This is a genomic window from Acidimicrobiales bacterium, assembly GCA_025455885.1.
Lineage (GTDB): Bacteria > Actinomycetota > Acidimicrobiia > Acidimicrobiales > Acidimicrobilacustridaceae > Rhabdothermincola_A.
The window spans coordinates 43,069-56,170 of record JALOLR010000015.1; the positions used below are offsets into that span (position 1 = coordinate 43,069).

Annotated in this window: 9 protein-coding genes; 5 read left to right on the forward strand and 4 right to left on the reverse strand. The window is 73.7% G+C overall.

Annotated features, from left to right (window positions below; genetic code table 11):
* Positions 1–14: 14 nt before the first annotated feature.
* Positions 15–3,170 carry a DUF4981 domain-containing protein gene (locus tag MUE36_12700; protein ID MCU0311787.1) on the reverse strand — a complete coding sequence of 1,052 codons (3,156 nt, stop codon included), beginning with the start codon at positions 3,168–3,170 and terminating at the stop codon, positions 15–17.
* Positions 3,171–3,253: 83 nt separating this feature from the next.
* On the opposite strand from MUE36_12700, the gene MUE36_12705 reads away from it, so the two are divergent.
* Complete coding sequence (locus MUE36_12705) at positions 3,254–4,429, forward strand: hypothetical protein (GenBank protein ID MCU0311788.1); 1,176 nt, start codon at positions 3,254–3,256, stop codon at positions 4,427–4,429.
* Here MUE36_12705 and MUE36_12710 read toward each other — a convergent pair.
* Positions 4,420–4,965: a DUF6328 family protein gene (locus MUE36_12710; GenBank protein ID MCU0311789.1), complete on the reverse strand. Its 546-nt coding sequence runs from the start codon at positions 4,963–4,965 to the stop codon at positions 4,420–4,422. The genes MUE36_12705 and MUE36_12710 overlap by 10 nt on opposite strands.
* A 35-nt stretch (positions 4,966–5,000) precedes the next feature.
* Here MUE36_12710 and MUE36_12715 point away from each other — a divergent pair, with 35 nt between their 5' ends.
* The 4 genes from MUE36_12715 to MUE36_12730 all read left to right on the forward strand — a co-directional run bounded on the left by MUE36_12715 (position 5,001) and on the right by MUE36_12730 (position 10,073).
* Complete coding sequence (locus MUE36_12715; GenBank protein MCU0311790.1) at positions 5,001–7,103, forward strand: FAD-dependent oxidoreductase; 2,103 nt, start codon at positions 5,001–5,003, stop codon at positions 7,101–7,103.
* Between the two features lie 149 nt (positions 7,104–7,252).
* Positions 7,253–8,761 (forward strand): DEAD/DEAH box helicase, encoded by a 1,509-nt coding sequence (locus MUE36_12720; protein MCU0311791.1) that lies wholly within the window; start codon positions 7,253–7,255, stop codon positions 8,759–8,761.
* A gap of 30 nt (positions 8,762–8,791) precedes the next feature.
* Positions 8,792–9,757 (forward strand): patatin-like phospholipase family protein, encoded by a 966-nt coding sequence (locus tag MUE36_12725; GenBank protein ID MCU0311792.1) that lies wholly within the window; start codon positions 8,792–8,794, stop codon positions 9,755–9,757.
* A 58-nt stretch (positions 9,758–9,815) separates the two neighbouring features.
* The gene (locus MUE36_12730) at positions 9,816–10,073 is read left to right on the forward strand and encodes a hypothetical protein (protein MCU0311793.1); all 258 of its coding nucleotides are present in this window, start codon (positions 9,816–9,818) and stop codon (positions 10,071–10,073) included.
* A gap of 21 nt (positions 10,074–10,094) precedes the next feature.
* On the opposite strand, the gene MUE36_12735 is transcribed toward MUE36_12730, so the two are convergent.
* Entirely contained in the window at positions 10,095–11,651 is a 1,557-nt protein-coding gene (locus tag MUE36_12735) for an acetolactate synthase large subunit (GenBank protein MCU0311794.1), read from the reverse strand.
* Entirely contained in the window at positions 11,648–13,036 is a 1,389-nt protein-coding gene (locus MUE36_12740) for an FAD-binding oxidoreductase (protein ID MCU0311795.1), read from the reverse strand. Before MUE36_12740 ends, MUE36_12735 begins: the two co-directional genes overlap by 4 nt.
* Between the last annotated feature and the right edge of the window lie 66 nt (positions 13,037–13,102).

Sequence of the window (13,102 nt, forward strand, 5' to 3'; positions counted from 1 at the left end):
GGCCGGTGCCGGAGTCAGATCGTCCGGATGGACCAGGCCCAGCGGTGGACACCGGGGCGCACGAGGTACTGGGGCAGGGTGTCCGGCCCGCAGCTGGCCGTGCCCAGTCCCCGGTGGGCGGCGTCGAGGTGCACGATGGCCTCGGGCCGGTGGACCAGCTCCTCCTGGTGAGTGGCGGCGGCCAGATCGGCGGCCCGATGGCGGGTGACCGAGACCTGCCGGGGGCGGTCGAGATCGATGCGCACGCCGTGGCCGGCGGCGTCGGTGACGGTGAACCAGCGCACGTCGGCCCGCCCGCCGGTCTCCTGGGGCGTGATGTAGGGGAAGGCCATCTCGTCGACCGGGAGCGAATGGCGTCCGATCCAGCCCGCCCGCCGCCGGTCGGGGTACGTCTCGTGCGGCCCCCGGCCGAACCAGGTGACGGTGTCGAGGCCCGGGACCAGGTCGAACGTGGTGCCCACCCGGGGCAGGTCGTGGAAGCCGTCGGGGATGGTCACCTCCTCCTCGACCACGACGGTGCCGTCGGCCAGCGTCGTGACCACTTGCGTGTGGGGCACGACCGTTCCGTCCCCGGTGATCCACTCGGCGGTCACGACCGTCGATCCGCTGTCGCCGTCGGCGACGGTCACGAGTCCGCGTTCGAGGCGATCCAGCCCCCACCGCCGCCAGGCCCGCGCGGGCTCGGGGTCGTTGTCGGTCGGTGCCCTCCACAGGGACAGCGATGGTCCCGTCGCGAGCATCGGACCGGTGAGTCCCACCTCGGGTTCGATCCGCAGGGTCGGATCTGGTCGACCCCTGAGTTCGTCGGTGGTCGTGGTCGGTCGGGTCAGGAGACCCACGACATCGGAGCGATCGGCGAGGTCCCCCGAGCGGGGCACGGCCACGGTGGGGAAGGAGGGGCAGCTGGTGGCGAGCACCGTGCCGGCGGGGGCCCACGGGGTGTCGATGGCCGTGCTCACCGTGAGGACCACGCTCGACTCGGCGGGTCGGTGCAGGGCAACGTCGAAGGTCGCTGATTCTCGGGGTCCGAGGTCGTTCAGCTCTGCTTCGCCTGCCCCGAGGACCGTCTCGCCGTGACGCTCCTCCCAGGTGACCCGCAGCCAAGAGGTGTCTCGGAACCACAGGTTGTTGCGTGCCTTCAGCACGCGAGTGATGGGCATCGGAGTGCCCAGAGACCAGAAGAACCCGCCTCGCTCGTCCACGTCCGCCCACTCGAAGGTCAGCGGGGCGGCGAGGGCCTGGTGCTCGTAGAGGGCGGGTTTGGGGGTGCGGTCGGGGAGGACGAGGCCGTCGACGCAGAAGTTGCCGTCGTTGGGCTCGTCGCCGAAGTCGCCGCCGTAGGCCCAGCGCTCGGTGCCGTCGGGGAGCGTCTGCACGAGACCGTGGTCCCACCACTCCCAGATGAACCCTCCCTGCAGGCCGTCGGTGGTCTCGAAGGCCTCCCAGTACTCGGCCAGGCAGCCGTTGCCGTTGCCCATGGCGTGGGAGTACTCGCACAGGATCACCGGCCGGGTCTGCTCGCCGCTCGTGGCGTGGCTCACCAGCTGCTCGATCGAGGCGTACATGGGCACGGTGAGATCCGACGCCGCGGCGCCGGCGTTCCACCCGTGGGCCAGCACACCCTCGTACTGCACCGGTCGGGTGCGATCGGCGTGGCGCACCCACGCCGCGGCGGCGTCGTGGTTGGGTCCGTAGCCGGCTTCGTTGCCGATCGACCAGATGATCACCGACGGGTGATGGCGGTCGCGGCGCACCATGCGGGACACCCGGTCGACCCACGCCGCCAGGTACCGGGGCTCGGCGGCCAGCTGCGGTTCGGCGTGGGCCTCGAGGTTCGCCTCGGCCACCACGTACAGGCCGAGCTCGTCGCACAGGTCGAGCAGCACGGGGTCGTTCGGGTAGTGAGAAGTACGGAGGGCGTCGAACCCGAAGCGCTTCATGGCCACCAGGTCGGCGCGGATGTCGTCGGCGGTCACCACCCGGCCGGTGCGGGGGTGGAAGTCGTGGCGGTTCACCCCGTGGATCAGGATGGGCCGGCCGTTGACCAGGAGGCGGTTCCCGTCGATCTCGACCCGTCGGTAGCCGACCCGGTAGCTCGCCCGCTCGTGCTCGTGCCCCGAGGGGTCGAGGAGGCGGACGATCACGTCGCTCAGGCGGGGCAGCTCCGCCGACCACGGCTCCACGTCCGACATCTCGAGGTGCAGCTGCACCCGACCGGCCGGGGCACGGGCGATGCGGGCCAGCAGGAGGCGCGTCGCCGGGGGCGCGTCGACCGCTTCCACGGCGGCCTCGAAGGAGCGGCCGGCGCCCATGGCCTCGCCGATCCACGCCATCACGACCGCCTGCTCGTCGTCGGTGAAGCGCAGCGGCCCCCTCGGGAGCCATCCGGGCACAGGGGTGCGAACGGGCTCGTCGAGGCCGCCGACCTCGACCTCCACGACCCACCCGTCCCCCAGCGGTCCCCGCCGGTCGGCGACGAGGACGTCGACGGCGAGGGCGCCGGTGACGAGGTCAGCCTCCAGTGACGGCGTGAGACCCACCTCGGCGAGGTACACGGTTTCGGTGGCGTACAGGAAGACCGATCGGGTGATGCCGCCGTGCCACCACTGGTCCTGGTCCTCCACGTAGTTGGCGTCGGACCACTTGGCCACCCGGAGCTCGATCGTGGCTCGCCGACCGGGTGTGACGTGGTCGGTCACGTCGAACTCGGCGGCCAGGTGCGAGTCCTTCGACAGACCGACGACCGTTCCGTCGATGCTCACCAGCAGGGCGCTCTCGGCGGCGCCGACGTGCAGGACGATCCGACGGCCCTCCCACCCGGCGGGCACGTCCACGGTGCGGCGGTAGAGGCCCGTGGGGTTCTCGGCCGGCACGAGCGGGGGCACGCCGTCGAAGGGCATGGCGATGTTCGTGTACTGCGGTCGGTCGCCGACGTCCTGCATCGTCCAGCAGCCCGGTACCTCGATCGGGCGCCAGTCCGGCCCGGGGTCGGCGTCCGGGGACGTGACCAGCTGGAAGTCCCACTCGCCGTCGAGCGTGAGCCGCTCGGGGTGGGGGACGGCGTGGAGAGGGAGCCGGCCCCATGCCGTGAGCTCCGGCGTCTCCCACCACCGCATCGCCGCGGGCGGGCACCATCGCATCGCCGTGGGCGGATCGCCGGTCTCGGGCACGGCCGTACGTTACCGACGACCCCGTCGCCGGCCCCGGGACGCCGCCCCGGCACCGCGCGTCGCCGTGGCTACCGTGACCGGCCATGGACGATGCCGAGGTGCGCCGTTGCCTGGAGGCCGGGCTCGCCGAGCGGGAGGGCGAGCCGGTCGAGGTCACCGTCCTCGCCCCGCACCGTGCGCCGGCCGTCGAGGCTGACGAGCCCTGGCTGGAGGCCAAGTACGGCGCCGGCGGGGGCTGGAACGGCGTCGTGCCCGCCACCCTCGCGTGGCGCACGGCGAGCGGCCGCGACGCAGCCGTCCGTGAGGTGGTGGTCAAGGTCTCGCCGCCCCGAGGGCTCGCCGAGGGCCTGATCCCCTGGATCGTGGAGCGGTACGGGATCCCGCTCCCCCGCCCCTACGGGGCCTGGCGGGCCGCCACCGAGACGACCGGCACCGCCCGCCGCGAGCTCGAGGCGCAGCGCCTCGGGGGGCCGGTCGTCACCCACGGGCCCGGCCTGGTGGCCACCGCGGTGGGCGGGTCGGGAGAGGGCGTGGTGGTCCTGGACCTGGTCAGCCCGCTGGCGGCGTGCGACGTGGCCGGCCGGCTCGACGGATGGACCCCCGACCGGGTCGACGTGGCCCTCGCCGCCGTGGCCGAGGTCCATGCTGCCCACTTCCCGACCGCCGAGCACCTGATCTGGGCCGGGCCGCGCCGACGCACCGACGATCGCGAGGCGGACGCCGCGCTCTGGGGGGCGATCCTCGACGACGCCCGGCGGCGCTTCCCCGACATCGTCGACGACCGGCGGTGGCGGCGCCGTCGGGCGCTCGTCGAGACCATCGGCGCCTGGCACCCGGCCCGTGACGTCGTGGCGACCACGCTCGTCCACGACGACTTCAACGTCCGCAACGTGGGGTTCCGCACCGACGGTCGAGCGGTCGTGTTCGACTGGGAGCTGGCCTCACGCGACACCCCCTGGCGTGACGTCGTCGAGATGCTGACCTTCGCGCTCGAACCGACCGTCGAGCGGACCACCGTCGATCGGCACCTCGGCGCGTACCTGCGTGCCCTCGACGCCGCCTGCACCGATCGCGGGGTGGGCCCCGACCTGCGTCCCGGGCCCGACCTCGAGGCGTCGCTCCCGGCGATCGCCGCCGAGGTGCGCACCGAGGCCGTCGACCGGATGAGCATGCAGTTCCTCTTCGGGGCGGCGTTCCCGCTCCTCTACCTCGGTCGGATCAACGCCACCGTCGATCGCCTCGTCGAGCTCTACCCCTGATCGTCGCGGTCGGGTCGGGTCGAGGCGGGCGGCAGGTGTCGGTGCCGGGACGCCCGCAGCGGGATCACCACCCAGAACACCGCCATCGCCAGGGCGATCGCACCGACGAAGACGACCGCGACGGCCGTGTCGAACACGAACCGGGTGACGAGCAACGAGCCCGACAGCAGCGCCAGGGCGAGGAACGCCAGTCCGGCCCGGGTGCTGCGGATCCCCATCACCAGCCGCTCGGCGCGCAACGTACGCCCGCCGACGCGGTGGAAGACCGTCGGGGACACGAAGCTGATCACCGCCATGAGCCCGGACCCCAGCGCCACCCCGTAGAGGCGCCGACCGGTGGTGTCGAGCTCCTCGAAGCCGAGCGCGAACGGCACGGTGAGCAGGAACCCGACCAGGACCTGCACGCCCGGCAGGAGGACGCGGAGCTCCTGGAGCAGCCCGTAGTAGCGCTGGCGGAGCTCCTCTTGGTGGTGCTCCTCGACGAGCTGGTGCGCCGACATGTCGCCGTAGGCATCGGCATCGGCGCGGTCGGTCATCACCGCCTTTCTACCCCGGCGTAACGTCGGGAGGAATGGATCACACCGCCCTGCTCTCGCCCGGCCGCATCGGCTCGTTGAACCTTCCCAACCGCATCGTCATGCCGGCGATGGACCAGAACACCTGTGACGACGGTGAGATCACCGACCTCACGATCGCCCACTACGAGGCCCGCGCCCGTGGCGGGGTCGGCCTGTTGATCCTCGAGACCTCGGCCGTGGCCTGGCCGGTGGGCGCCACCTCCCGCCACCAACCGGCCCTCTCCGACGACCGCTTCGTCCCCGGCCTCACCCGGCTGGGTGAGGCCGTCCACCGCCACGACACGAAGCTGATCGTGCAGATGTGCCACCACGGCAAGACCGCGGGAGTCGACGCCCAGGACGATCGACCTCAGCTCGTGCCGTCGGTCCCCCTGCCCGAGGACGAGCTCGACATCAGCGCCATCTCGATGGACGAGCTGATGAAGATGGCCGTCCAGACGGGTGGGAAGCGCCCCACGCACCGCGCCGCCACCACCGACGACCTCGCCTGGGTGGTCGACGCCTTCGCCGACGCGGCCGCCCGGGTCCAGGCCGCCGGCCTCGACGGCGTGGAGATCCACGCCGCCCACGGCTACCTGCTCTCGACGTTCCTCTCGCCGCGGTTCAACCGCCGGGACGACGACTACGGCGGATCGGTCGAGAACCGGGCCCGCCTCCTCACCGAGGTCGTCACCGCCGTACGTCGCCGATGCGGCGCGTTCGCCCTCGTCGTGCGCCTCGACGGTCGTGAGTACGCGGCCGGCGGCATCACCCCCGACCTCGCGGCCCGCTACGCCCGCTTGGCCGAGATCGCCGGAGCCGACGCCGTGCACGTGAGCGCCAGCTCGCCCAACGCCATGGGGACGGGGTTCACCGACGGGCCGTTGCCCTGGCAACCGAACCAGTACGTCGAGCTCGCCCGACAGGTCAAGCACTCCGTCGGCGTCCCGGTGATCGCCGTCGGGCGGATCCTCCCCGACGCCGCCGAGGAGCTCGTCGCCGACGGCGTCTGCGACTTCGTGTCGATGGGCCGCCAGCTCCTCGCCGACCCGGAGATCCCGCTGCGCCTCCGCGAGGGCCGTCCCGACCTGGTGCGCACCTGCATCAACTGCTTCGTGTGCGTCGCCCAGAACTTCTGGGACGGCACGCCGGTGTGCGCCGTCAACGCCGAGCTGGGCCACTACGACGAGGGCCCCCTCGAGGCGGCACCGACCCGACGCCACGTCGTCGTGGTCGGGGGCGGCCCCGGCGGCATGGAGGCCGCCCGCGTGGCGGCCACGCGTGGCCACCGGGTCACGCTCCTCGAGAAGAGCGGCCACCTGGGCGGCACCGCCCGCTTCTCCTCGCTCACCACCCCGATAAACGCCGAGCTGGTGCGCTACCTCACCGCGGCCGTCGCCGACGCGGGCGTCGAGGTCCGCCTCGACACGCCGGTCGACGAGACGGTGCTGCGCGGGCTCGCCCCCGACGTCGTCGTCGTGGCCACCGGCGCCCGCCGATCGCGACCCGACGTGCCCGGGGCGTTCCTGCCCCACGTGCTGTCCGGCGACGACCTGCGGGCCCTGCTCACCGGTGACGATCCCCGCGTCACCCGCCGCCTCGCCTGGTACCAGCGGATCGTCGTCGGCGCCGGCCGCCGTCTCGGGCTCACCCGCGACATGGCGACGGTGCGGCGGCTGTCGCGGCGCTGGATGCCCCTCGGCCGCGACGTGGTGGTCGTCGGGGGTGGCCTCGTCGGGGTGGAGCTGGCCGAGTTCCTCGCCGAGCGAGGCCGCCGTGTCACGGTGCTCGAGGAGGGCGAGAAGCTCGGTCTGGAGATGGCCCATCCCCGCCGGGCCCGGGCGCTCCACGAGGCGAGGGCCCACGGCGTCCGCTTCGTGACCGGTGCCGAGCTGTCGGAGATCCGCAGCGGCGAGGTCGTCTACCGGGAGGGCGGACGCGACGAGGTGGCGCCGGCCGACCAGGTGATCCTGGCCAGCGGCGTCGAGGCCGACACCGACCTCGCCGATGCGCTGCGGGCCTCCGGATTCGACGTGGAGGTGGTCGGCGACGCCGCGACGGTGGGCTACATCGAGGGTGCGGTGCGCTCCGGGTACCTCGTCGGTCGCTCGGTCTGATCGCCGGCATGGCGCGCGGGCGCGTCGATCGACCGGTAGCGTGTCATGGTCGTTCCGATCAGGGAGCGGCGCCGCTGCGCTGAGAGGCCCCACCGTCGAGGTGGCGAGGTCTGGTCCGCCACGCGGACCTCACCCGAAGGAAGTCAGCCATGGCGCCCCGTCGCCCCCACGTGTCCTCGTCCCCCACCGCGTCCCCGGCGCCGGTCAGATCCCCCCACGGCGGCGAAGCCACCTTCGCCGACCTCGGTGTGCCCGACGAGCTCTGCGTCGCCCTGTCGCGGCTCGGAATCACCCTCCCGTTCCCCATCCAGACCGCCACGCTGCCCGACTCGCTCGCCGGCCGCGACGTCCTCGGTCGCGGCCGCACCGGTTCGGGCAAGACGCTCGCCTTCGCACTCCCGGTCCTCACCCGGCTCGCCGCCGACCGCCGGGACCGCAAGCCCGGTCGGCCCCGGGCGCTGATCCTCGCCCCCACCCGTGAGCTCGTCAGCCAGATCGAGGAGACGATCCGACCCCTCGCCCGTCCTCTCGGACTGCGCACCCTCACCGTCTTCGGCGGTGTCGGCCAGGGCCCCCAGGTGAGCAGCCTGCGTGCCGGTGTCGACATCGTCGTCGCCTGCCCCGGCCGCCTCGAGGATCTCATCGGCCAGGGCCACGCGTCGCTCGACCGCATCGAGATCACCGTGCTCGACGAGGCCGATCACATGGCCGACCTCGGGTTCCTCCCCGTGGTGAAGCGCCTCCTCGACCGCACCCCCCAGGTGGGCCAGCGGATGCTCTTCTCGGCGACGCTCGACAACGGCATCGACGTGATCGTGCGTCGGTACCTCACCGACCCCGTCACCCACTCGGTCGATGCCGTGGAGTCCCCGGTGGCCACGATGGTCCACCACGTGCTGCACGTGAGCACCGCCGACCGCCTGCCCGTCCTCGTCGACCTCACCTCGGCCCCCGGGCGGACGATGGTCTTCACCCGCACCAAGCACCGCGCCAAGCAGCTCACCCGCCAGCTCAACGCCCACGGGGTGCCGGCCGTCGAGATGCACGGGAACCTCGCCCAGAACGCCCGCACCCGCAACCTGGCCGCGTTCGCCGACGGCCGCGCCACCGCCCTCGTGGCCACCGACATCGCCGCCCGGGGGATCCACGTCGACGACGTCACGCTCGTCATCCACGCCGACCCGCCGGTCGAGCACAAGGCGTACCTGCACCGGTCGGGGCGCACGGCCCGCGCCGGCGCGGACGGCACCGTGGTGACGCTCGCCACGGAGAGCCAGCACGGCGACGTCCGCCAGCTCGCCCGCAAGGCCGGCATCGACCCCACCACCACGACGGCCCACCCCGGTCACCCGCTGCTCGCCGAGCTGGCCCCCGGTGCCCGGTCCCGCCGCTCCGCGGCCGAGATCGCCGACGCTCTCGACCGGCCCGCCCCCGACGGCGCGGGGCGGGGTGGCGCACCGAACTCGCGACGTCGTACCACCAAGGTCACCGCCACCGGCGAGGCCGCCGGGTCGCCGTCGTCGCGTCGACGTCGCTCCGGTGGAGCGGGCCGGCCGGAGGGCTCGGGACGCGGCGGTCGCTCCCGCAGCGGTGGACCGGGGTCGTCGTCGTCGGGTCGGGGCGGCGGGCACGGTGCACGCGGCTCCCGCCGAGGCTGATCTGCGGGTCGCGGCGGGTACCTTCTCGCCGTGACCGACATCGCCGGCCTGGCCGCCCAGGGGGCCGCCACACCGCCAGAGCCCGACGGGCTGGCCCTGCCCCGTGACTTCGAGGCCGCCTACGGGCGGCGCCTCGGTTCGACCCTGTGCCTCGGAGGCGGCGGCCTGTACTTCGTGGCATGGCAGATCACCTACCTCCACGAGCTGTCCGAACGGGGCATCGACCTCGGCGGCGCCGAACGGGTGGTGGGCACGTCGGCGGGTTCGCTCGTCGCCTCGGTCCTCGAGGCCGGCAACATCGGCCGGCTCCGCAAGGAGCTGACCGTGTTGGCCAAGCTCCCGAAGCTCATGGGGGCGCTGGCGCCGGCTGACGGGCTCGGACCGAGCCAGCAGCGCGCCCTCGAGGCGTTCGCGACCGCGACCGACGCCGAGCCCGACACCATCCGCCGGATCGGCCACGCCGCGCTCGCGGCGCGGACCCCCTCCCCGGCCACCATGACCCGGAACCTCACCGCGGTGCTGGCGGCGCGGGGGTGGCCCTCCGATGCGTTGCACCTCACGTGCGTCGACGCCTACACCGGCGAGCGGTGCGTCGTGACGAGGGCCGCGAAGGTCCGCACGGCCAGGGCGGTCGCGGCGAGCAGCGCCGTGCCCGGTCTCTTCCCGCCCCAGCCCGTCCTCGACCGTCGCTGCATGGACGGGGGCGTGAGCGGCACGGGGCTCCACCTCGATCTCCTCGCCGGGTCGCGCCGAGCCGTCGTCCTGGCCCTCAGCGACGGCGCCGGGGTCGAGGAGGCGATGATGACCCACGGCCCGGGGAGCATCGTCGCCGAGCTCGACGCGCTGCGGGCGACGGGCACCGCGGTGTTCGTGCGCACGCCGGAGACCATGGACGTCCTGACCCTCATGGACCCCCGCGCCGTCCCCGACGCCGTGGCGATGGCCCGCCGTCAGGCCGCCGCCGACGCCGACGAACTGCGGGCCTTCTGGTCCTGAGGCCCGCGGCGCCGGCCGGGTTGGTCCCCCGCCGGCTCCGGTTGGCTAGGTTCGGGCCATGAGCTACGACGACATCCCCCCTCCGGAACCCAAGCCCATCGACGAGACGAACTGGCTCGAGCTGAAGGGCTTCATCGACCGGGCCGTCCTGCGCGGCGAGCCCCACGGGGACGAGAAGTGCGACAACTGCCTGTACTACCTCGATCCCGACGAGTCCCTCCACTACTGCTGGCACCCCCAGATCCGGATCCTGGTGGGCGGCGAGTGGTGGTGCCAGTGGTGGGAGCCGATCCCCGAAGAAGGCGCCTCCGCCTGACCGGTCGGTCCGTCGTCGCCCTCAGATGATCTGGGGGACGACGGCCTGGACCAGCGCGGGGCCACGTCGGGCGAGCGCCGCGCCCAGCTGCTCTGCGAACGCGTCGGCCGTGTCGGCCCTGGTGGCCGGCACGCCCATCGCCTCGGCCAGCGCCACGAAGTCGATCGCGGGGTCGGAGAGGTCGAACAGCGACCGGGCCACCGGCCCGGCCTCCCCGCCACCCACCCGGGCCAGCTCCATGTTCAGCACCGAGTACGACCGGTTGTCGTAGAGCACGACGGTCACGTCGAGGTCCTCGCGGGCCATGGTCCACAGCGCCTGGAGGGTGTACATGGCGCTGCCGTCGGCCTGCAGCGCCACGACCGGTCGCCCGGGGCAGGCGACGGCTGCGCCCACGGCGACCGGGAGGCCCTGGCCGATGGCGCCCCCGGTGAGCGTGAGCCAGTCGTGGGGTGGGCAGCCGGCGGTGTGCCCGGGTGCGAACAGCCCCGAGGTGTTCGACTCGTCGGAGACGATGGCGCCCTCGGGCAGCAGGGCACCGAGGGCCTGGGCGACGGCGTCGGCGGTGAGGGCCCCGGTCGGGAGGTCGGGGCGGAGGGGGGGTTGGAGCGGCGCGGCGCCGGGGGCGGCGCCGACTGCGTCGGCGAGGAGGGCGAGGCTGGCGCCCATGTCGATCTCCGGTCCGCCGAGGGTGTGCACGAGGCAGCCCTCGGGGACGAGGTCGCCGTCGACGCCCGGGTAGGCGAAGAACGAGACCGGCGAGGCGGCGTCGACGAGCACCAGGTGGCGCAGGCCGTCGAGCTGCAGCCGCGCGAACTCGGCGAGGTAGGCGAGCCGCTCGACGGCCGGCCGGCCGGCCCCGCGTTCCATCCGGGCGGGGAAGGTCTCCCCGAGGAGCCGGGCGCCCGTCGTGGCGGCCACCCGGGCGGCGTCGACGAGGGCCGGACCGTGGAAGGCCCGCCCGCCCACCAGCAGCGCGGCGGGCTCGCCCGAGCCGAGGACCGTGGCCAGGGTGGCGACGACCCCGGCCGCCGTCGGCGCCGCGGGGGTCGGGGCGGCCGGTGGCGCGGGCTCGGCGCCGTCGCCCCACGACACGTCGGCGGGGAGGACGAGCGTGGCGACCTGGCCGGGAGGCCCGGTGGCGGCGGCCACGGCGTCGGCGGCGTCGGCGGCCACGGTGTCGGAGGATCCCGACGAGCGGATCCAGGTGGACACGTTGCGGGCCACGGTCTCGATGTCGGATTGCAGCTGGGCGTCGTAGCGCTGGTGTTCGAGGGCATGGTCACCCACGATGTTCACGATCGGGGTGCGGGCCCGGCGGGCGTTGTGGAGGTTGGCCAGGCCGTTGCCGAGCCCCGGTCCGAGGTGCAACAAGGTGGCGGCCGGGCGGCCGGCCATCCGGCCGTACCCGTCGGCGGCGCCGGTGGCGACCCCCTCGAACAGGGCGAGCACGCCCCGCATCGCCGGGACGTCGTCGAGGGCTGCGACGAAGTGCATCTCCGAGGTGCCCGGGTTGGTGAAGCACACCTCCACTCCGCTGTCGACGAGGGTGTGCAGCAGGGCTCGGGCGCCGTTCACGTCGGGCCCTCGACGTCCCAGATGGCCCCCGGGTTGAGGATGCCGTGCGGGTCGAAGGCGTGCTTGATGCGGGCCATGAGGGCCAGCTTCGCGGGATTCTCGAGGTCGCGTAGGTAGGACCGCTTCTCGCTGCCGATGCCGTGCTCGCCCGAGATGGCCCCGCCCATGGCCACCCCGGCGGCGAAGAGGTCGTGGAGCACCCGGTCGCGCACCTCCGGGTCCGGTTGGAAGATCGAGAGGTGCACGTTGCCGTCCCCGGCGTGGCCGCATCCCGGGATGAACGACGCGGAGGCCTGGGCGAGCTCGGCGACCGTCGCCAGGTAGGCGGGGATCGACGCCCGGGGGACGACCATGTCGATGATGTCGTCGGCGCCGTTGGCCTTCGCGGCCCAGAACACCTTCTCCCGGGCGGCGATGAGCGCCGCTCCGGCACCGGGCGGGAGCGCGTAGACGTCGATGGCGCCCAGCTCGCCGAGCATCACGGCGAGCTCCTCGGCGTCCTCGTCGAGGCGGGCCTCGGAGCGGTCCTCGAGTACGACCACCAGGTACGCCAACGTCTCGGCGCGCACCTCCGGCGCCACGCCGATCTCGATCCCGCTGGCGGCCTCGATGCCGGCCATGGCCACGATGTCGATGTACTCGAGGATCATCGGCCCCACCCCGCTGGCCACGATGCGGGGCACGGCCTCGGCGATGGCCTCCATGGTGGCGAAGGGGGCGAGGATCGTGGCCGTGTGCTCGGGGCGCGGGTAGAGCCGCAGCGTGGCCTCGGTGACGATGGCCAGCGTGCCCTCGGAGCCGACGACGAGCTGGGTGAGGTCGTAGCCGCTCGTCGACTTCACGAACTTGCCGCCGCTGCGGATCACCTCGCCGGTGCCGAGCACGGCTTCGATCCCGAGCACCTGGTGGCGGGTGACGCCGTACTTCACGGCCCGCATGCCCCCGGCGTTGGTGGCCACGTTGCCGCCGAGGCTGGCGCTGTTCTCGCCGGGGAAGACCGGGTAGACGAGGCCGTGCTCGGCGGTGGCGGCGTCGAGCTGGTCGAGGGTCACGCCGGGTTGCACGACGGCCACGTGGTTGGCGAGGTCGATCTCGAGGATGGCGGCCATGCGCTCGAACGAGACGAGGATCCCGCCGTGGCGGGGGATGCAGGCTCCTGACAGCCCGGTCCCCGAGCCCCGGGCGGTGACCGGCACGCCGAGCTCGGCGGCCACCGCCACGACGGCGGCCACCTGGGCGGCGTCGGCGGGGCGGGCCACGACGTCGGGTCGGTGGGGGACGGCGGTGAGGGCTTCGTCGTGGGCGAGGTCGTCGCTGACGGCCTCGCCGTGCACGACGGCGTCGGGGCCGACGATCGCCGTCAGCCGTTCGATCAGGTCCCCCATGTGCGCCCCCCGGTGCCGTTCCGGTCCCACGGTACCGGTCCCTCCGCGGCGGGTGCCGGGTCCCGG